Source organism: Arcicella gelida, from assembly GCF_034931025.1.
GTDB lineage: Bacteria > Bacteroidota > Bacteroidia > Cytophagales > Spirosomataceae > Arcicella > Arcicella gelida.
Genome location: NZ_JAYGIL010000003.1, coordinates 313,704 through 333,872, shown reverse-complemented (window position 1 = coordinate 333,872; position 20,169 = coordinate 313,704). Strand labels below are relative to the sequence as shown.

The window sequence follows — 20,169 nt, the reverse complement described above, 5'->3', positions numbered from 1 at the left end:
TCTCCAATCAACCTTTTTTTTCAACTATAAATAATACTTAACGCTACAATATCTAAAAAAAATAGCATAAAACTTACTGACTTGATTCTATTTCTTAAAAGTTTTTATTAAATGGTCATTTAATAAAAAAATCGTTACAGACATTAAATATTTATTGAGTAAAACCCATAAAAAATTAACCTAAGAAAAGATTACATAAAGGAATAATTTGTAAAAGAAGGGAAGCAATTTGAGAAGCTAAATGATAGTCTGAGGGAAGAAAACATAATTTGCTAGATTTACTGCTGATACTACTTGAATTATCAGCAGTAAATCTATTGAAAACTCAAAAGATTTGTTTTAAATGATGGTCGAGATGACGAACATAATCTTTGGCTACAAATTCAAGCGTCACCAAATCTTGCCCCAACATTGGCGTGGTTTCGTTACCCCAATTGGTGATGGTTTGATAATTTTCTTTGGGTAAATTCAATAATATTCTACAAAAATGTTTGTTCAACAATACCCACATTTGTATTAAATCTTTCGTGTCATAATGTTGATAATCTGCCGCTTTTACCCATTCGTTTTGTCGGTAAATGATATGAGCATTTTCTTGATATTGCCCAACCACCATTCTACGAATATTGCTTTGAGCGGAATCAATCAAATGCCCTAATACTTCTTTTTTAGACCATTTTTCTGGACTTGCTTTTGCTGATAAATCAGCCTCAGAACGCTCAGAAAAGTATTGTTCAACCGTACTAATCCTATTGCTTAATTGGGCGACAATTTCTTCCATTTTATTGATATTCTGGATGTTTTGAAATGAATTTACGAAGGTTTCCCATTGCTCTTTCTTTCACTTTATTTTTTAAGAAAGGTGTCCAACCTAAAAGTTTCCCCATTAACCCCAATGATTGTGAAGACCAGCGATAGAAATTAAAAGTATCACGATGCGTCAAGATTTTACCATCTTTAAAAGTAAACTTCGCATCAATAATGTTATGAACTTTATTGCCTGATTGTGAAAAAGTGTACCAAGCTTCCCAATGAGCTTTCCCAGTACTTTCGTCGGCTTCTACTCCTGAATATTCTACGATAGTACTAGCTCCTACTCCACAAAGCATTCGCCACATGGCAGGAATTTCTTTGCCTTTCAACTCAAAAGCTTCGTCTTTAAAAGTAGCATCAGGATGATAACAATCTCCCATCGTTTTGAAGTCTTTTACCTTAAAAGCTTCATAAAAAATATGGATTAATTTTTCGTTTGTGTTCATGGTTTTATACTTGCTTTCGGCTTTCGGTCTTCGGATTTGGGATTTCGGCTTTCAGATTTCAGTCATCGGATTACTGATAATGGAAATCTTCAAATTTAGAATCAGATGACAGATTACTGCAATCTTAAATCCGAAATCCCAAATTTCAAATCCAAAATCCGATGACCGAAATCCCCAAAGCTATACTTTTACTTCCTTCCCTGTTTTAGCCGCTTTAAAGATGGCTTCAATCAGTTTCATATCTTTTAAACCTTCTTCACCCGGCGTGATGTTTGGTTTTTTGTTAATAATGCAATCACAAATACCGTCTAATTCAAGTACTTGATGATAAACAATTGGTAGATTCATTTCTCCTTTTGATGTTTTTCCTTTCAATGGACCATAATCATAAGCGGGCGACATTTCTAAATTCCCATTTTCATAACCCACATACAAGCGTTGCAAACCGCTGTTGTAAGTAGTAGTATGATTTGAAACTGCTCCGCTCGGAAATTTCATTTGCCAGAAAAGTGTTTCTTCTATGCCCGGCAAGTAAATATCTGGACGAGTTTTTACTGTTTGAGCCGTTACCGAAATAGGTTCTTCGCCAGTGGCATAACGAGCTGCATTCAGTGCATAAATTCCCACATCCATCATCGGTCCTCCGCCCGAAAGTTTTGGATTCAATCGCCAAGCTTTTGGGTCACGCAAAGGAAAACCAAAACTTGCTTCTACAAAAGTAACTTTTCCAAAGTCTTTATCTTTTGCCAAACGCATTACTTCGTTGGTGAATGGTTCGTAATGCAAACGATAGCCAATGGCCAATTGCACATTGGCAGCTTTGCAAGCGGCAATCATTTCTTCGGCTTCTTTTACCGAAACAGCCATCGGTTTTTCACAAATGACATGCTTTCCAGCTTTGGCTGCACGCAAAGTAAATTCATGGTGCATTGAGTTTGGTAAAACTACATACACCACATCAATGTCTGGATTGTTGGCAATTTGGTCAAAATTTTGATAATTGTAGATATTTTTATCTTGAAGATTATACTTTTTCTTCCACGTTTCAGCTTTTGAAGGCGTACCAGTGACGATTCCCACTAAGTGACAATTGGCGGTTTTCTCTAAAGCTGGTGCTAATTGATAAGTGGCATAATAGCCCAAACCAACCAAAGCAACGCCCAGTTTTTTCTCGGGAGCAAAAGCGGCATTCGCTTGTAAAGATGAAAGCATGGGAACCGTGAGCGAAGTAGCCGCAAAAGTTTTTAGAAAATCTCTTCTTGTGTTTTTCATAGTTAATCAACAATTAAAAGGTTTTATTATAATTCAACATATTTAGTTTTCGGCTGTCGGATTTCAGCCGTCAGAATTCCAATGAATTTACTTAATTTTAAGGTATCGACTTCATTTTATTCTTACATTCATCCAACAAAAACCATTATGAAAACGTATTTATCTGCCATAATTTTGATGCTCTTTACCTGTGCTTTGTCGTCCGACAAACCAGCTTATTTGTTGTATAACAAAAATCTAAAAGAAACGTCTTATCAAAAAATGCTGAAAGAATTAGCCGAAGCAGATATTGTTTTCTTTGGTGAATTACATGATAATTCTTTAAATCATTGGCTTGAATTACAGGTTACGAAAGACTTGTATAAAGAGAAAAAAGAAAAATTAGTATTGGGGGCAGAAATGTTTGAAGCCGATAATCAAACCGTTTTAAACGAGTATTTAAAGGGTTTCATCACCGCCAAACAATTGGAAACCGAAGCAAAAGTATGGCAAAATTATCAAACAGATTATAAGCCTTTATTGGATTTTGCCTTGAAAAATAAATTGAATTTTGTGGCAACTAATATTCCTCGTCGCTATGCAAGTATGGTGTCAAAAGGAGGTTTAGAGGCACTGAATCAACTATCAGAAGATGCAAAAAAGAACATTGCTCCGCTACCGATTGACGTTGACCTAACTTTACCCGCTTACGCAGAAATGATGAAAATGGGTAGCATGCACGGAAGTGGAGGTACAAGTATTTCGGCAGAGAATATCACCAAAGCACAAATCATTAAAGATGCTACGATGGCGAATTTTATTTTAAAGAATTGGCAACAAGAACAGTGTTTTTTACATTATAATGGAAGCTATCATTCCAATAATTTTGAAGGCATCGTTTGGCATTTGAAAAGAAAAAATCCAGCTTTGAAAATTATGACCATTAATACCGTAGAAGCCAGTGATATTGAAAACCCAAGCGAAAAAGTAAAAAACTCAGCAGATTTTATTTTTGTGATTCCTGATGATATGACGAAAAGCTACTGAGTTAATTATGAGTTTTGAATTATGAATTAGTGCTAAATGAAGATTTAAAACTAATCTAAAATGTAGTGGTAACTCTTGCAGTTACCGTTTTAAGTATGGCAGAAGATTTAGAACTAACCTAAAATGTAGCGGTAACTCTTGCAGTTACCGTTTCAAGTATGGCAACTGCAAGAGTTGCCGCTACAAAATTTTAAGAAAGGATGACTTAATTTCGGATTTCAGTTCAAAATCAATCACTAAATCACAATTCACTAATTCACAATTAATTATGCAAGACATAGAACCATTTTATAATTGGGAGAATTTGTATGTGGCTTCAAAAGACCCACGTTCGCCCTTTTATGAGCGTCTCTATAATACTTCTTATTACGAACATGATATTTATGGATACTTTATTCATCCGTTTTGGGATGAATTTGAATCTGAGACGTTGTACTGTAAAATCCTGTTTTGTGATTACGAACAACGATTTGTGATTATAGAAATGTTTGGCGAATGGAATGATACTTTGCACAATGATATTATGTGGTTTAAGCGAAACGTTATCGACCACCTCGTGAATCAAGGAATCAATCAGTTTATTTTAGTGGGCGAAAACGTACTGAATTTTCACGGAAGTCACGAAGACGATTATTATGCAGAATGGTTTGAAGAAGTAGAAGATGGCTGGATAGCAGCTTGTAATTTTAGAGATTTTGTGCAACAAGAATGGACAAAATTTAGACTGGATTATTACTTAAATTTCGGTGGAACTTTAGACGTTGTGAATTGGCGGGTATTAGCTCCACGACAATTTTATGAAGTAATAAAAGCATTAATGACAAGACGATTAAATTAAATATTCCTTACAATGAGCGTAATTTTTACAACGGTTAGTACAGACGACGAAATCTGGCAATTATTAGCATTACAACAAAAAAACTTACCCAGAAATATTTCTGAAGAAGTAGCCAACGACCAAGGCTTCGTTACGGTGGTGCATAATTTTGATTTACTTTCTCGAATGAATGCAGCTTATCCGCAAATTATTGCCAAAGACGGCGACCAAGTAGTGGGCTACGCTTTAGTAATGCCCGAGAGTTTCAGAAATGATGTGCCAGTACTGACAGCGATGTTTACAATGTTGGATGGATTGGAGTATGAAGGAAAATTAATTAAGGATTATCTCTATTATGCAATGGGACAAATTTGCGTAGCAGAGGGCTACCGTGGACAAGGACTTTTTGATGGACTTTACGCCAAACATAAAACAGAATTATCAGATAAATTTGACCTTTGTATTACCGAAATCGCTAAAAGAAATACACGTTCTTTGGTAGCCCATAAAAGAGTCGGTTTTGAAATCATCCATGAATACTTTGACACTACACATCCAGAACTTTGGGAAGTTGTACTTTGGGATTTTAGGAAGTAAGGATTCTTTCAGATCATTAGGAATGGATTTAAGTCTATTCCTAATGATAAATGATTTTAAGAATTATATCGTTCATCCTAGCTTATTACCAAGTAATTGTTTGGCTAATGTTAAATTAGATAATCCACCTTCAGGAATTTCTAAAAAATACTTTAATTGCCATTGCTGTGTCTTTTGAGCTTGTTTGCTATTAGCTTCATCCCAAGGCGGATATACTCTGATGGCTCTTTTCCCTTCTTTTCTTTCATCTGAAATTACTCCTTTTTCATAAAGTAACGCTTTCGGAAAGATAAATTGTCCAAAGCGATTGTCTTTTCTGGTACTGATGATAAAGAAATCTACCTTATCATTCATCTCAAAAGGTTCAATAATTCCTTGCTGATTTCTTTTCCATAAAGTAACAAATTGTCCCGTTTTTGTAGGCGTAATTTTGGCTATTCGGTATTTAATATTAAAATCATTTAGCTTGAAATCACAAGCACCGTATTCTGCACTTTCAGCTTCTAAAACAGGTTCAGAACAATTGAAACCACTTGGTTGATAAAGTAATTCTTTCGCAAGAATAAAATCGTTTTTAGCAGACATCTGTGTTATTTTTTCACTTTCACATACTTCTCAATAATCACATGGTCGATTCCTAGTTTTTCAATCTTCTCAATCCCTTTTTGAATTAAAGTATCATTTTGAATTTTTACGGTAAAAGTAAATTTATTGTTCTCCCAGTTTTTATCAATAAAATACTGCAAGTTTTCTGTATAAACACTATCAACCAAAGTGTATTCTCCGCCGCCTGCTGAAAATGAATTGGTTGAATCTTTGGCAGGATTTACAACATGACTCATAAAAGCAAAATGCGTTGGATTGATAATTTTTATCATTTGTACTTTCGGATTGAAAGTAGAGAATGAAGTGTCTTTCTCAATCGTTTCCGCCGAGACCAATTGCCAAGTACCAATCAATGGATTTTCTTTTTCTTTGGGTTGACAAGCCAAAATTGCTGAAAACGACAGCATTAGCATCAATTTAGTTTTAAGTTTCATAGTTTGTCTTTTTTTACAAAGGTGAAATTATTTAGGAAAATCTATGCCTTGTGTTATGCAGATTAATGGAATAATAAGAAAAGAAATACCTGATTTTAGATTTAGAAATTATAGCTATTTCTCAAAATTCAAGGAGACTTCTAACCCGTGAGACCACAGGAGAGTTTCGGGCATGTCTTACACTTTATTTGTATTATAATTTATGAAAGATAAGATAGACTTATTTTAATACAAATAATTCTTTTTTTATTGGATTTTATATATAATTCAAGTTTACTAACTCTCAAAATGAATCATCTTAAAGCATCATTATTTGGTACTGTTGTCTCCCTGTGTTCATTCCAATCCTTTTCTCAAGCCACAACAGACTTTAAATTTGACTTTGGTACTGGAAAAGTTGCTAAAGGATATATACAAGTTTTGCCTGAATCTGTTTACAGCAAAGAAAAAGGCTATGGTTTTTTACCGAATGCTCAAATCATTTCAGAAACTAGAAAAGGTAAAAATGCTTTAACTTCTGATTTCTGTACAAGTACTCAACCTTTCTTTTTTACGGTAGATATTCCCGAAGGAAATTACGATGTGAAATTGTTTTTGGGCGATTCTAAAGGTATTTCAACGACTACGGTGAAAGTTGAAAACCGTAGATTGATGTTGGAAAAAGTAATTACTACTGAAGGAGAAATCGCCACGAAAGAATTTACCGTTAACGTAAGAACACCCAAAATCAACGCAACGGAAAAAGTAAAATTAAAGCCTAGAGAATTTGCTTACTTACATTGGGATAATCAACTGACTTTTGAATTTAATGATGCTAACCCAAAAATTTGTGGCTTGGAAATCACCAAAGCAAGTGATAAAACGGTTACAGTTTTTTTAGCAGGAAATTCTACTGTAGTTGACCAAGCAATTGAGCCTTATGCTGCTTGGGGACAAATGATTCCTAGATTTTTCAAGGCTAAAAATGTAGTATTTGCCAATTATGCCGAATCTGGCGAAACCATCAAAAGCTTTGCAGGAGCAAAACGTTTAGATAAAGTAATGAGCCTTATCAAAGCGGGCGATTACTTTTTTATAGAATTCGCTCACAACGACCAAAAAGCTGGTACAGGCATTGAAGCCAACACTACTTATAAAGAATACTTGAAATCTTATATCAAACAAACAAAAGAAAAAGGTGCAATTCCCGTTTTGGTGACGTCGATGCTTAGAAGAAATTTCAATGCTGAAGGTAAAATCAATAATACTTTAGGCGATTTTCCAGAAGCAATGCGACAAGTAGCCAAAGAAGAAAATGTAGCTTTGATAGATTTAAACGCCATGAGTAAAGTACTTTTTGAAACGATGGGTCCGCAAAAATCAATGAAAGCTTTTGTTCATTACGATGCCAATACTTTTCCTGAGCAAACAAAAGCCATTCACGACGATACGCATTTTAGTAATTACGGTGCTTATGAACTGGCAAAATGTATTGTAGAAGGCATCAAACAAGCAAAATTAGGCATCGCTGATGATTTGCTAGATGGTTTAGCAAGTTTCAATCCTGCCAATCCAGACAATGAAGAGAGTTTTAATTTTCCACACAGTCCACTTGTAAATGTTGTTAAACCAGACGGAAACTAAGATGTTAACTCAGACAAAAATGAAATCAAGCATTTATAAAAGTATCATTGTACTCTGTGTGTTATCGTTGCAGGTTTCAGCACAGAGATTAATGGAAAACCTCAACAGAGGAGTAATTGCCATCAACCAAGGAGGAGGAAAAGTATTTGTCAGTTGGCGTTTGTTAGGTACAGAAGCAGTCGATACAAAATTCAATTTATACAGAGTTACAGGGAAAGCTAATCCTGTAAAATTGAACAAAGAAGCCTTAACAAAAGGTACCAACTTTGTAGATGAAAAAGTGGATACTACACAAGTAAATACTTATTTTGTAAAAACGGTTTCAGGAAAAATAGAAGGAAAACCTAGTGAATCTTTTGCGTTAGCTGCGAATTCATCGGCTAGAAACTACCTTTCTCTACCTTTACAAACACCTGAAAAATATACACCAAACGATGTTTCTGTAGGTGATTTAGATGGTGATGGGGTTTATGAAATCATTGTTCATCAAACTGGTATCGGAAAAGACAATTCACAAAAAGGTATTACCGACGAACCAATTTTTGAGGCTTATAAATTAGACGGTACTTTATTGTGGAGAATCAATTTAGGTAAAAATATCCGTGAAGGAGCGCATTATACACAATTTATGGTTTATGACCTTGACGGTGACGGCAAAGCAGAATTTGCTTGTAAAACCGCTGATGGCACGACCGACGGCAAAGGCAAAGTAATCGGAGATACCAAAGCTGATTATAGAAATGCTGACGGAAAAATTTTAGATGGGCCAGAATTCTTTACCATTTTTGATGGTTTGACTGGAGCTGCTTTAGCAACTACCGATTATATTCCTGCGAGAGGTAATCTTGGTGGTTGGGGCGGAAAAGGTGGCAATGGAGGAAATGATAAATCTGGAAATCGTAGCGACCGCTTTTTAGCTTGCGTGGCTTATTTAGATGGAAAATTACCCAGCGTAATTATGTGTAGAGGCTATTATGGTAGAACGGTTTTAGCCGCTTGGGATTGGCGTGGAGGAAAATTGACCTCTCGTTGGGTATTTGATTCTAAAGATGGAGAGAATCCTTTTTCGGGACAAGGATATCATAATTTAACCGTTGCCGATGTAGATGCAGACGGCAAAGATGAAATTGTGTATGGCTCGATGGTGGTTGATGATGACGGAAAAGGATTGTTCACGACAGGTTTACGTCATGGTGATGCTTTGCATGTTTCTGATTTAGATCCTTCTCGTCCTGGATTAGAAGTATTTGGTGTTCATGAAATTGAAGAAAAAACCGAAGGACCGGGTGCTGCTTTGTACGATGCTAAAACGGGTGAAATTATCTGGAGAAAAAATGAAGGACAAGATGCTGGTCGTGGAGTAGCGGCTGATATTGACCCAAGTAATGAAGGATCTGAAATGTGGTGGTCGGGTTCTGGTGGATTATTTAATGCGAAAGGCGATAGAATCGGTGATAATCCAAGTTCAACCAATTTTTTGATTTGGTGGGATGGCGATTTATCTCGTGAATTATTAGATGGAAATCATATCGACAAGTATAAAGTTGGAAGATTGTTCACTGCCGAAAATTGTTCTTCTAACAATGGCACAAAATCAACGCCAGCTTTGAGTGCCGATTTATTTGGTGATTGGCGAGAAGAAGTAATTTTCAAAACAAATGATAAAAAGGAATTACGCATTTTTTCAACAACGATTCCTACTGAACATCGTTTGCCAACATTAATGCACGACCCACAATACCGACTAAGTATTGCTTGGCAAAATGTTGGTTACAACCAACCTCCACATACAAGTTACTTTTTAGGAACAGGCATGAAAACGCCACCCAAAGCTAATATAACAGTGAAGTAGTTAATAAGTTGTGGATTGTGAATGGCAACAATTTGATATTTTATCGTTCATTAAGTTTTTACTAATTCACAAAACAATCACCAAATCACTCATTCACAATTAAATTTAAAAATGAAAAAAAACATCACAATGGTATGGCTTATCGCTTTGATAAGTATCGTACAAATTCAGGCTCAAGGACTTCCAAAGAAAAAAGAGCTTTTAAAAGGATTAACAGCTGCAAATGATTACTTCATGACAAAATGGGCTGATGTTTCAGCACCCATTGTTCGTCCAGATAAAACTCGTCCAAGTAATATTTGGACACGTGGCGTTTATTATGAAGGATTAATGGCATTGTATAGCGTTGATAAACAAAAACGTTATTACGACTATGCTGTAGCTTGGGGCGAAGCACATAAATGGGGTTTACGTAACGGCATCAAAACTCGTAATGCCGACGACCAATGTTGCGGACAAACCTATTTGGATTTGTATTTAATTGATCCAAAACCAGAAAGAATCCGTGACATCAAAGCCTCCATTGATAGTATGGTGAATAGTACAAAGAAAGACGACTGGTCGTGGGTAGATGCCTTACAAATGGCAATGCCTGTGTTCGCTCGTTTGGGTGTGATGTACAAAGATGACCGTTATTACGAAAAAATGTATCAAATGTACATGCACACAAAAACCATTCATGGCGATAAAGGTTTGTATAATCCAGCAGAAGGACTTTGGTGGAGAGATAAAGATTTCGACCCGCCATATAAAACACCTGCTGGTAAAAACTGTTACTGGTCACGTGGGGATGGTTGGGTTGTTGCAGCTTTGGTGAAAGTGTTAGAAATTATGCCGAAAAATGCCCCACATCGTGAAGAATATGAAAAAACATATCTTGAAATGATGAAAGCCTTGCCTCCATTACAACGTCAGGATGGATTTTGGAATGTAAGTTTAATGGATGAAACAGAATTTGGCGGTAAAGAATTAACAGGAACAGCCTTATTTACTTATGGCATGGCTTGGGGAGTAAATCATGGTTTATTGAACAAAAAACAATACTTACCCATTATTTCAAAAGCTACCAATGCAATGTTGAACGACTGTGTTCAACCAAATGGTTTCTTGGGTTATGTACAAGGAACAGGAAAAGAACCAAAGGACGGTCAGCCGCTAAGTGTTGATAAACAACCAGATTTTGAAGATTTCGGTTTAGGTTGTTTCTTATTAGCTGGAGCTGAAGTGTTGAAAATGAAGTAGGCTGACAAGCTTAAATCCTTCCTATTAGCTAGTGACTTAAGTCACCAGCTAATAGGAATAAATTTGATATTCAAAGTATAAAAACAATAACACATGAAACGCATTCTAATTTTATCAAGTATTATTTTTCTTTCTTTTACCTTCTTTAAAAAACAAAAACCTACGTTGTATATCATCGGTGATTCTACCGTGAGAAATGGCTCTGGTAAAGGTTCAGATGGACAATGGGGTTGGGGAAGTGTCATCCAAGATTATTTTGATACGACCAAAATCCATATCGAAAACCATGCAATCGGTGGAAGAAGTAGCCGTACTTTTTTAACAGAAGGACGTTGGGATAAAATCATGGCTAATCTTAAAAAAGGTGATTATGTAATGATTCAATTCGGACATAACGATGGCGGTGCTTTGAACGATAGTACTCGTGCTAGAGGAAGTATCAAAGGAATAGGCGAAGAAACTGAAGAAATTGATAATATGATGACCAAAAAGCATGAAACCGTACATACTTATGGCTGGTACATGCGTAAATACATCAACGAAACTAAAGGAAAAGGTGCAACTGCCATCGTTTTTTCACCAGTGCCACGTAATGTTTGGAAAGTCGGAAAAATTCCAAGAGATACTTATGGGAAATGGGCGGCTGAAACTGCAAAAACTACAGGAGCTTTCTTTGTTGATTTGAATGAATTAGTTGCCGTAAAATATGAGCAGTCGGATGAGGCTACTTTAAAGAAAAACTACTTCCCTATCGACCATACTCATACTAATTATGAAGGTGCAAAAGTAAATGCCATCACCGTGGTAGAAGGTTTGAAAGGAGTAAAAAAATGTAAGCTGAACAAATTCCTGAAAAAGTAACTCGGATTTCTAATCCGAAAAAAGAAATAGTCTTGTAAAAGCTAATACCTCATTGTTATGCAAATGACAATGGGGTATTTTTTTGTCTTCCAAAAAAGAATCCTTATGTTATTGTATCATTCTGATACAATTTTATATTATTTTTGAGATAGAAGTAAAATTTCAATCAAAAACAATCAATTTAGAAACATCTCTATTAAGCTTCGACTATGAAAAATTCCAGATTATTTACCAAAATCTTGGCGAAATGTCTATTAACGACTAGCCTAATTTTAGCAAATGTATTGTTTCTTTCCGCACAAACAGCCGATAATAAATTACTCTTTGGCGTAGCTTATTATGATGAGTATATGCCTTATGACCGTTTGGAGAAAGACGTTGCCATGATGAAAGAAGCAGGTATTAACGTTGTGAGAGTTGCAGAATCTACATGGAGTACCGTTGAACCACAAGATAATGTCTATGATTTTTCGCATATCGACCGTGTATTGAATGCAATGCACAAAGGAGGAATCCATGTGATTATCGGAACTCCTACTTATGCTGTTCCAACATGGTTAGTGAAAAAATATCCTGATGTTTTGGCGGTTACGGCTCAAGGTCAAAACCGTTATGGCGTGCGTCAGAACATGGATATTACCAATGAACATTTCAGATTTCATGCAGAAAGAGTCATTCGTAAAATCATGGAACATCTAAAAGACCATCCCGCTATTATTGGCTACCAAGTAGATAACGAAACCAAACATTATAATACCGCAGGCGATAATGTACAGAAGGCTTTTGTACAATACATGAAAGCAAAATTCAAAACTGTAGATGCCATTAACAAAGCTTTTGGTTTAGATTATTGGAGTAATAGAATTAATAACTGGGATGATTTCCCATCAATGGTTGGCACTATTAATGCAAGTTTGAGTTCTGAATTTTCTAAGTTTCAAAGACAATTAGTGACTGATTATTTAGCTTGGCAAGTAGCTTTAGTGAAAGAATATAGCAAACCTAATCAGTTTGTTACTCAAAACTTTGATTTTGATTGGCGTGGTTTTTCTTACGGCATCCAAACGGATGTAAATCATTTTGATGCAGCCAAATCAATGGACTATGCAGGTGTTGATATTTATCATCCAACCCAAGATTTCTTGACGGGTATTGAAATTTCTTTAGGCGGTGATTTAGGTCGCTCGATGAAGAATGGAAAAAATTACTTAGTAATTGAAACAGAAGCACAAGGTTTCCCACAATGGACACCTTATCCTAATCAATTGCGTTTACAAGCATTCAGCCACGTGGCATCGGGGGCAAATATGTTGGAATATTGGCATTGGCACTCAATTCATAACTCGGCAGAAACCTATTGGAAAGGTTTATTGAGCCATGATTTTCAACCGAATGCTACTTACAATGAAGCAAAAAACATTGGTAAAGACTTTGATAGATTGAGTTCGCAATTAATCAATCTTAAAAAACAAAATGAGGTAGCGATTCTTTTCAGTAATGAAGCACAAACGGCTTTTAATGCTTTTAGTTTTGGTTGGGGGGCAAGAGAACGCTATAATGATATTCTTCGTCCGATATACGATGCCCTTTATCGCATGAATATTGGCACTGATTTTATCGACCCAAGCTCTACCAATTTTGAAAAGTACAAACTTATTGTAGTGCCTGCTCTTTATGCAGCCTCGGATGAATTATTAAACCGATTAAATACCTTTACCAAAAACGGAGGTCATGTAATTTATACTTTCAAAAGCGGTTTTTCTAACGAAAACGTAACGGTAAGAAATAGCATTCAGCCCGGAATTATCAACGAAGCTTGTGGAATTTCATATAATCAATTTACTATTCCCAATAATGTGTCTTTGAAAGGTGACCCTTTTCAAGTAGGAACAGAAAACAACAAAATCAATACTTGGATGGAGTTAGTTACGCCTACAACTGCTAAAGTTTTGGCATATTATGAACATCCATCTTGGGGAAAATACGCTGCGGTGACAGAAAATGAATATGGCAAAGGTTTAGCGACGTACATTGCTTGCATGACGAATGCTAAAACAACCGAAAATATCTTGAAAGATGCCTTAAAAAAAGCAAAACTTTGGGGAGTAAATCAAAATTTGGCATTCCCATTAATCACAAAAGAAGGTACAAATACAGCTGGAAAGAAAATTCATTATTATTTCAATTATTCAGCTGAAAGCAAAAACCTTACTTATCCACATAAAAGTGGAAAAGAGTTGATTTCCAATACAAAAATTCTAAATAACCAAGCGATAGATTTAGAAGCTTGGGGTTTTAAAATCATCGAAGAAGAATAATACGGCACCCATTTATATCCAGAGCCTCTTTGCAGACAAGCAGAGGGCTTTTTGTTTTTTAGAATATAAATATGGGTTTAAGTAGGCTTTAATGGTTATTTTATAAACAAACAAATAATTTTTCAAGGGTGAAATTGTTTATTTCTTGTCATTCCTACATTTCAAAACGGTAACTGCAAGAGCTACCGCTACAATTTATCATGAGATAAAATACCGAATAATAATTTTCGTGAAATGAATTAGGGTTTGTTTTGGGGATTTTGTGGGAAAGTGGTAGGTTGTGTGGGAATTTAGATTTGTTTTATTTTTAAATAAGAATTTGCTACTCGCCATTGTTCGTGTCTCCACGAACAATTTGTTGAATAATTATCTAATTGTTGTTCACAAAGACACGAAGAATGGCAAAAGATTAGTAGTTTGTGAAGACACAAACTACGGCGAGAAAACAATAGTTTGCCACATAGCCATTGTTCGTGTCTTCACGAACAATTCAACGATAAACATTAGCAAGCATAAAAATAAACGAAAATCTACAAAACCAAATAAGCTATGCAATATTCCAGTATGCAAATAGGCGTTCCATATTTTTATACTGCCACCATTTTAAATTGGCAAAAACTATTAAAGCCTGACAAGTATAAAGATATAATTATCAGTAGCTTACAATATTTAGTAGCTCAACAAAAAATTAAGGTATTTGCATTCGTTATTATGCCTAACCATATCCATCTGATTTGGACAATGTTAGCTAAAAATGGGAAAGAGATGCCAAATGCTAGTTTTATGAAATATACTGGACACAGGTTTTTAGAAGATTTATCATTGAATCATCCGAAAGTCCTATCTTATTTTGAAGTAGAATCTGCCAATCGTAAATATCATTTTTGGCAAAGAAATAGTCTTCCAATTGCTTTGTATTCACCAACTGTGTGGCAACAAAAAATTGATTACATTCATAATAATCCTATCGCAGAAAAATGGAACTTAGCTGATTTGCCTGAAAGTTATAGATATTCCTCTGCTAAATTTTATGAATATGGAATTGATGAATTTGGACTATTGAGTCATTGGCAAGATTAATCTAGATTAGTAGCGAAAATTTGTTCGTGGAGACACGAACAACGGCGAAAGGGTTTGTTTTGGGGATTTTGTGGGAAAGTGGTAGGTTGTGTGGGAATTTAGATTTGCTTATTACTATTACTAAGTTGATAGTCTTCTTTAAACGACCGTGAAAAAAATAACGAACTCCCCATTAAAGATACTCGGATTTATTACACTTGTTATTGGATTAATAGCGGTGTTGACGCTGAGTTACTTTACATTTTGGGGAATCTACTTGATAGGTATTGGATTAATAATTTATTTCATTGACTATCTAATATTCATACTCACAAATAACAAGAAGGTATATTCCACAATTCAAGTAGTGTTGACTGCAAGCTATTTTATCTTTGCTTTTGTAAGTTATATGAATTGGCAAGAACATAATTACATTGTTTTTCCAAAGGGGTTTAAAGGACAAGCAGGTATTATATTTGGCATTGAAGGTTATCCTGAATTATCAAAAACTAAGTTTTGGAAAAAGGCAATCAATTTCCCTGAAACAGGATTAATCATTACTTCTACCAAAGTAGAAGACATTCCTTCAAGGATTCGTTTTGCTTTTGCAGATAATTCAAACATTGATGAAAATCGGATTGATTGGGATGCAAACTTTGAAATTGATTGTATTGTATGTGATAAAAAAGTAAAAAGTTGGTTATTTTTTGTTGATAGTAAAGAAGGCAATGTAAAAAACCAAATGACAGAACTATGTAATAAAATTGCAGAAGGTAAGGCTAATAGTTTGTATAAAAGCGATTTTTCACCAATCGCAAAAGATGAAAAAGGGAAATATTTATGGCTTCATGATAAAGGGCTTAGTTCTTTACCAAATGGATTGAGTAACCTTGATATTTATAAGGTTATATTGACAGGTAATAGTTTTACAGAAATTCCTCCTCAAATTTATGAAATAGCATCTCTTGAAGAGTTGATAATGGCTGTCAACCCAATAAGTAAGTTCCAATGTGAAATCTCAAGTCTTAAAAGTTTAAAAAGTATTTCTTTTGCAAACACAAAAATTAAAGACATTAATTGTGACTTATCACAACTTAAAAAGTTAGAACATTTTGACATTTCACGCAATAGTTTAGCAAAATTTCCAGAAAAAATAAAGACAATTCCAAACTTGACTTGGCTTTCACTTGATAGTAATTTATTTAAAGATTTTTCATTCATAGACAACAGATTAAATAAACTTGAAACCCTTTATCTATATTCAAATAAGGTTAAAGCTATTTCAAAAGAAACACGATACTTAGGGAATTTAAAAGAACTTTTGATTTTTGATAATGAAATTGACAACATTCCAGACAATATTTCTGACCTAAAAAACCTAGAAAAACTTGAAATTTGGGATAATCCAATAAAATTTATTTCCCCTAATATTGCTCAACTAAGCAAACTAAAATCATTGAGAATTGATGATGATTTTTTAACCCAAAAGAATAAAGATAAATTAAAGCAATGGCTACCAAACTGCGAAATCCATTTTCAGACAAGAAGTAAAAAGTAAACTTTGCCTTAGCATATCCTAACAGAAATATCCTAAACCATCCCCATGAAAGAAGTCGATAATTTTTATTTGAAACAAGAAGAGCCGAATAGAAGTTGTTTGATGGCTTTGAGGGAAATTATACTTTCGCAAGACAAAAACATTACACATGTTTTGAAGTACGGAATGCCTTTTTTCTGCTATAAAGGGAAAATGTTTTGCTATTTATGGATTCATAAAAAATACCAACAACCATACCTCGGTATTGTAGAAGGAAAAAGTATTGAACATCCCGACCTAATCATTGAAAAGCGTTCAAGAATGAAAATTATGCTTTTTGACCCAACCAAAGATTTACCTTTGGAAACGATTGAAATGATTTTAACTACATTAATGAAATTGTATAAAGTTGTGTGATAAGTACTAAATTCTAGTAAACTCTACTACGAATTCTGTTCCTTCATGCTCTTTGCTTATCACAGTAATAGTAGCATTGTTTAGTTCAATAAATTTTTTCACAAGCATTAAACCAATACCAATGCCTTTTTCTTTTTTGGTCCCATAAGTTGAAATACTTTTCCCAGATTCTTGAAAAATCAATTTCAATTTCTCTTCTGTCATCCCAACACCATCATCTTTGATAGAAACCTTAATAGTACTTTCGTTCACTAAGTAACTAATCACGATTTTACCTTTGGGTTTTGTGAATTTAATAGCATTAGCCACTAAGTTCTGGAAGAGTATTCGAATTTGGTCAGGATCGCCTTTGATTGATAGAGGTTCTTCAAAATGATGAATAATCTGAATGTTTTTTTCACCCGCCACCATCACAAAAACACCAAGTATTTCATTGACAATTCCTGTTAAAGACAAGGTTATTGATTGCGTTTTCAAACCTTCTCGCTGACTATTTGCCCAAGCCAATAGATTTTCTAACATGGCAGAAGTAACAGTCATTTGCTCTAAAATTCTATCAAGCATCATCTGCTTATCTTCTTCTTCCAACTCGCCTGTCTTAAATAATTCTAATGCTCCAAGCATGGTGGCAAAAGGTCCTCTTAAATCATGTCCAATGATAGAAAACAACCTATCTTTTGTCTGATTAGAATGATTAAGCTCTTCATTTTTTTGCTCAATCAATTCATTCTGAGCGGCGATAAAATCTGTTTTTTTCTGGAGGGCCTGATATAATTTTTTATTTCTCTTAGCATTTCTAAAAGTAATCAACGTAATAATCATCAAAAATAAAGCAATGAGTATAATGATAAGGGTTACCATTTGGCTAGTGGCTTCTTTCTCCTCCGCAATCTGATTTTTCTTAATCAATACTTCGTTTTCAGCTTGTTGTTGCTTTAAGTTGAGTGCATTTATTTCTTTTTCTTTTGATTCATCAAATAAACTATCGCTATAAATTTTATCCATTAAAAGATATTTATACGCTTTTTTTGAGTCACCAAGTGCGCTAAAAGATTCGTGTAATACTCTTAAAGCTTGTTCAATATCCCATTTAGTATTGGTTTTTTGGGCTAAAGAAAGTCCTTTTTCACTATTGATGCTTGCTTCTTTAAACTTCCCTTGCTTATAATAACATTTTGCCAGACCAGTATAAGCGAAACTATTTTCCCAATCGTTTTGGTATTTTTTATTCTTTAACACAGACGAATAATAAACAATTGCTTTGTGTGTTTGAGATTTTTGTAAAAAGTAATCGCCGAGTCTATTGTTTGCCATTGCAATCAAATGTTCGTCGTGGATTTTTGTACTGATAGATTTAGACAATAAAAAGTACCGCAAAGCACTATCTGATTTAGCTTCTAAATATGTCAATCCTGCATTGAAGTAATTGGCGGATAATTTTGTTTGATTGTTAATACTTGTATTAATTTTTGCAGCTTTTCTGAATTCTGCTAAAGCTAAATTAGTTTTTTTCTGAGCAAGGTAAATAAGCCCGATTACATTTGATGCCCCTGCTACTCCAGCTTTATCATTAATTTGATTACTGAGATTTAATGAAGTAAGTACAAAGTGTAAAGACAAATCGTAATTACCTTTCATATAGTGCATTTTGCCAATATTGGCATAGGCTGCCGAACTTCCTTTATTGTATTTAAGTGATTTAGATAATGCCAAAGCTTTATCTGAAAAAATAAAAGCACTGTCGGAAACCGTTTGCATATACTCGTTTCCAATGCTATTTAATAAATTGATTGTATTAGTATCAGTTTTTTGTTGGGCAGAAAGACTTAGCTTCTTCCATTGCGAAAGTAGTTGGTCAAGTTTTTTTTGCTGAGAAAAAGCCGAGAAAGAAGACAATACAGAAAATATTGCCAACACAAGTACTTTTTTAAACATAAACTAATTTAATGATTGTGGAAAGGAGGTTGAATTACTATTAATTTGCTTCTTACTATCTCGTAAATATATAAAGATTTTTTATTCTTGAAATATATCAACAAAATTTAATAGAGCATTCATTCAACTTTTCCTAGACAATTTCAATCAGAATTGATAACTTATTAGAAAATAATCTTTGGAAGGTACTTTCTACCAACCTGTAATGTAAGACCTCTTATAAAAAATCAACTCAAATTAATTATGATAACGGATAATGAACAACAAACCCTTCGCTCAGCTTTTTTTGACAATGCGGAGCTTCATTTTATTCTATTTGACAGTGAATTGAACGTTATAGATGCGAATGAGTCTTTACTTAAATTTTATCATATTGAGCGAGATGCCTTCGTTGGAAAACATATTTTAGAAGTAGCACCTAATGCTATTGAAAAAGGACTCTACGGTCAATACATGCAAGTAATCCAAACGGGAAAACCACTGATTATTGAAGAAATTATTGGAAGCCCTATTTATGGAAATCAGTACAATAGAGTAAAAGCCTTCAAAGTTGGTAATGGTGTTGGCGTGGCAATTTCCAATATTACAGAATATAGAAATACGATAGAATCTTTAGAAGTACTTTCGTACAGACTATCGCACGATATTAAAAGCCCAATGACGAGTGTTTTGGAATTAACAAAAATGGCTCTTCAAGAAGACCCCGTTGATATTGATACGCTAAAGGCTTATTGCGGACTGATTAATGAAAGTGTAAGTAGATTATTAGAAACGGTAGAAAAAGTAAACGAATCTCTCAAAATCCAAAAAGTGGTTCCCCATTTTGAATTAATTGATTTCAGGACTATTATTGATGAGGTAAAAAAATCTTTAGCCAGCGTTGAAGGTTATACTTCACAAAATTTTGAAGAAACGATTGATTGCCCCTTTGATTTTTACTTTGATAAACCCATCATTACTTCATTATTTCAGAACATTATTGATAATGCAATCAAGTACAGAAATGTTAAAAGAGATGATTCATCCCTAAGCATAAATATTTCAGGCGATAAGGAATTTGTAAAAATCATTTTGTCTGACAATGGAATTGGCATCAAAAAAGAATTACAAAAAAACATTTTCAAGCTATTTTATCGTGCTACAAGTCAAGCACATGGTTCAGGAATTGGGCTTTATACATTAAGATATACCATCGAAAAACTTGGTGGAAGAATCTTTTTTGAGAGTACCGAAGGGCAAGGAACTACTTTCAAAATTATTATTCCTAATAAAATCGGCATCATCAATCCAGCAGATTGAACGATAACTAACAAA

The 20,169-nt window shown here is 34.4% G+C and carries 18 protein-coding genes; 12 read left to right on the top strand and 6 right to left on the bottom strand.

Translation table 11 applies throughout. The features are described from left to right. Positions 1-325 precede the first annotated feature (325 nt). The 3 genes from VB776_RS03225 to VB776_RS03215 all read right to left on the bottom strand — a co-directional run bounded on the left by VB776_RS03225 (position 326) and on the right by VB776_RS03215 (position 2,531). Positions 326-781, bottom strand: a complete 456-nt coding sequence (locus VB776_RS03225) for a DinB family protein (RefSeq protein ID WP_323325968.1) — start codon at positions 779-781, stop codon at positions 326-328. A 1-nt stretch (position 782) separates the two neighbouring features. Further along, on the bottom strand, positions 783-1,259 hold the full coding sequence (locus VB776_RS03220; protein ID WP_323325966.1) for a nuclear transport factor 2 family protein: 477 nt from the start codon (positions 1,257-1,259) through the stop codon (positions 783-785). Positions 1,260-1,439: 180 nt separating this feature from the next. Further along, a complete protein-coding gene (locus tag VB776_RS03215) occupies positions 1,440-2,531 on the bottom strand; it encodes a Gfo/Idh/MocA family protein (protein WP_323325964.1) in 1,092 nt (363 codons plus the stop codon). A 147-nt stretch (positions 2,532-2,678) separates the two neighbouring features. On the opposite strand from VB776_RS03215, the gene VB776_RS03210 reads away from it, so the two are divergent. From VB776_RS03210 to VB776_RS03200, 3 genes are all read left to right on the top strand, one after another. Continuing rightward, entirely contained in the window at positions 2,679-3,557 is an 879-nt protein-coding gene (locus VB776_RS03210; RefSeq protein ID WP_323325962.1) for a ChaN family lipoprotein, read from the top strand. 268 nt (positions 3,558-3,825) lie between these two features. After that, positions 3,826-4,395 carry a hypothetical protein gene (locus VB776_RS03205; protein ID WP_184130500.1) on the top strand — a complete coding sequence of 190 codons (570 nt, stop codon included), beginning with the start codon at positions 3,826-3,828 and terminating at the stop codon, positions 4,393-4,395. A gap of 12 nt (positions 4,396-4,407) precedes the next feature. Continuing rightward, positions 4,408-4,971, top strand: a complete 564-nt coding sequence (locus VB776_RS03200; RefSeq protein ID WP_323325960.1) for a GNAT family N-acetyltransferase — start codon at positions 4,408-4,410, stop codon at positions 4,969-4,971. Positions 4,972-5,043: 72 nt separating this feature from the next. On the opposite strand, the gene VB776_RS03195 is transcribed toward VB776_RS03200, so the two are convergent. Next, positions 5,044-5,556, bottom strand: a complete 513-nt coding sequence (locus tag VB776_RS03195; protein ID WP_323325958.1) for a MepB family protein — start codon at positions 5,554-5,556, stop codon at positions 5,044-5,046. Positions 5,557-5,561: 5 nt separating this feature from the next. Beyond that, complete coding sequence (locus tag VB776_RS03190; RefSeq protein ID WP_323325956.1) at positions 5,562-6,011, bottom strand: hypothetical protein; 450 nt, start codon at positions 6,009-6,011, stop codon at positions 5,562-5,564. A 288-nt stretch (positions 6,012-6,299) separates the two neighbouring features. Between VB776_RS03190 and VB776_RS03185 the strand changes: the two genes are divergently transcribed. From VB776_RS03185 to VB776_RS03150, 8 genes are all read left to right on the top strand, one after another. Then, positions 6,300-7,634, top strand: coding sequence for a rhamnogalacturonan acetylesterase (locus tag VB776_RS03185; RefSeq protein ID WP_323325954.1), 1,335 nt, complete (start codon positions 6,300-6,302; stop codon positions 7,632-7,634). 19 nt (positions 7,635-7,653) lie between these two features. Continuing rightward, positions 7,654-9,486 carry a rhamnogalacturonan lyase gene (locus VB776_RS03180; RefSeq protein ID WP_323325952.1) on the top strand — a complete coding sequence of 611 codons (1,833 nt, stop codon included), beginning with the start codon at positions 7,654-7,656 and terminating at the stop codon, positions 9,484-9,486. A gap of 111 nt (positions 9,487-9,597) precedes the next feature. Continuing rightward, positions 9,598-10,728, top strand: coding sequence for a glycoside hydrolase family 88/105 protein (locus VB776_RS03175; protein ID WP_323325950.1), 1,131 nt, complete (start codon positions 9,598-9,600; stop codon positions 10,726-10,728). A gap of 93 nt (positions 10,729-10,821) precedes the next feature. After that, positions 10,822-11,589, top strand: a complete 768-nt coding sequence (locus VB776_RS03170; protein ID WP_323325948.1) for a rhamnogalacturonan acetylesterase — start codon at positions 10,822-10,824, stop codon at positions 11,587-11,589. Positions 11,590-11,798: 209 nt separating this feature from the next. Further along, complete coding sequence (locus VB776_RS03165) at positions 11,799-13,907, top strand: beta-galactosidase (protein WP_323325945.1); 2,109 nt, start codon at positions 11,799-11,801, stop codon at positions 13,905-13,907. Positions 13,908-14,456: 549 nt separating this feature from the next. Then, a complete protein-coding gene (locus VB776_RS03160; RefSeq protein WP_323325943.1) occupies positions 14,457-14,987 on the top strand; it encodes a transposase in 531 nt (176 codons plus the stop codon). 388 nt (positions 14,988-15,375) lie between these two features. Next, the gene (locus VB776_RS03155; RefSeq protein ID WP_323325941.1) at positions 15,376-16,524 is read left to right on the top strand and encodes a leucine-rich repeat domain-containing protein; all 1,149 of its coding nucleotides are present in this window, start codon (positions 15,376-15,378) and stop codon (positions 16,522-16,524) included. A gap of 45 nt (positions 16,525-16,569) precedes the next feature. Next, positions 16,570-16,920: a DUF1801 domain-containing protein gene (locus tag VB776_RS03150; RefSeq protein WP_323325939.1), complete on the top strand. Its 351-nt coding sequence runs from the start codon at positions 16,570-16,572 to the stop codon at positions 16,918-16,920. 6 nt (positions 16,921-16,926) lie between these two features. Here the strand turns inward: VB776_RS03150 and VB776_RS03145 are convergent, their stop codons facing one another. Then, positions 16,927-18,855 (bottom strand): tetratricopeptide repeat-containing sensor histidine kinase, encoded by a 1,929-nt coding sequence (locus VB776_RS03145; protein ID WP_323325937.1) that lies wholly within the window; start codon positions 18,853-18,855, stop codon positions 16,927-16,929. A gap of 243 nt (positions 18,856-19,098) precedes the next feature. Between VB776_RS03145 and VB776_RS03140 the strand changes: the two genes are divergently transcribed. Continuing rightward, on the top strand, positions 19,099-20,154 hold the full coding sequence (locus tag VB776_RS03140) for a sensor histidine kinase (RefSeq protein WP_323325934.1): 1,056 nt from the start codon (positions 19,099-19,101) through the stop codon (positions 20,152-20,154). Positions 20,155-20,169: the final 15 nt, after the last annotated feature.

Bases quoted from the DNA above. Each gene is read 5' to 3' on its own strand.
- VB776_RS03145 (WP_323325937.1), bottom strand. From the start codon at position 18,855: ATGTTTAAAAAAGTACTTGTGTTGGCAATATTTTCTGTATTGTCTTCT.
- VB776_RS03170 (WP_323325948.1), top strand. From the start codon at position 10,822: ATGAAACGCATTCTAATTTTATCAAGTATTATTTTTCTTTCTTTTACC.
- VB776_RS03210 (WP_323325962.1), top strand. From the start codon at position 2,679: ATGAAAACGTATTTATCTGCCATAATTTTGATGCTCTTTACCTGTGCT.
- VB776_RS03200 (WP_323325960.1), top strand. From the start codon at position 4,408: ATGAGCGTAATTTTTACAACGGTTAGTACAGACGACGAAATCTGGCAA.
- VB776_RS03140 (WP_323325934.1), top strand. From the start codon at position 19,099: ATGATAACGGATAATGAACAACAAACCCTTCGCTCAGCTTTTTTTGAC.
- VB776_RS03215 (WP_323325964.1), bottom strand. From the start codon at position 2,531: ATGAAAAACACAAGAAGAGATTTTCTAAAAACTTTTGCGGCTACTTCG.
- VB776_RS03150 (WP_323325939.1), top strand. From the start codon at position 16,570: ATGAAAGAAGTCGATAATTTTTATTTGAAACAAGAAGAGCCGAATAGA.
- VB776_RS03175 (WP_323325950.1), top strand. From the start codon at position 9,598: ATGAAAAAAAACATCACAATGGTATGGCTTATCGCTTTGATAAGTATC.
- VB776_RS03180 (WP_323325952.1), top strand. From the start codon at position 7,654: ATGAAATCAAGCATTTATAAAAGTATCATTGTACTCTGTGTGTTATCG.
- VB776_RS03185 (WP_323325954.1), top strand. From the start codon at position 6,300: ATGAATCATCTTAAAGCATCATTATTTGGTACTGTTGTCTCCCTGTGT.
- VB776_RS03205 (WP_184130500.1), top strand. From the start codon at position 3,826: ATGCAAGACATAGAACCATTTTATAATTGGGAGAATTTGTATGTGGCT.
- VB776_RS03195 (WP_323325958.1), bottom strand. From the start codon at position 5,556: ATGTCTGCTAAAAACGATTTTATTCTTGCGAAAGAATTACTTTATCAA.
- VB776_RS03220 (WP_323325966.1), bottom strand. From the start codon at position 1,259: ATGAACACAAACGAAAAATTAATCCATATTTTTTATGAAGCTTTTAAG.
- VB776_RS03160 (WP_323325943.1), top strand. From the start codon at position 14,457: ATGCAATATTCCAGTATGCAAATAGGCGTTCCATATTTTTATACTGCC.
- VB776_RS03225 (WP_323325968.1), bottom strand. From the start codon at position 781: ATGGAAGAAATTGTCGCCCAATTAAGCAATAGGATTAGTACGGTTGAA.
- VB776_RS03165 (WP_323325945.1), top strand. From the start codon at position 11,799: ATGAAAAATTCCAGATTATTTACCAAAATCTTGGCGAAATGTCTATTA.
- VB776_RS03190 (WP_323325956.1), bottom strand. From the start codon at position 6,011: ATGAAACTTAAAACTAAATTGATGCTAATGCTGTCGTTTTCAGCAATT.
- VB776_RS03155 (WP_323325941.1), top strand. From the start codon at position 15,376: ATGAATTGGCAAGAACATAATTACATTGTTTTTCCAAAGGGGTTTAAA.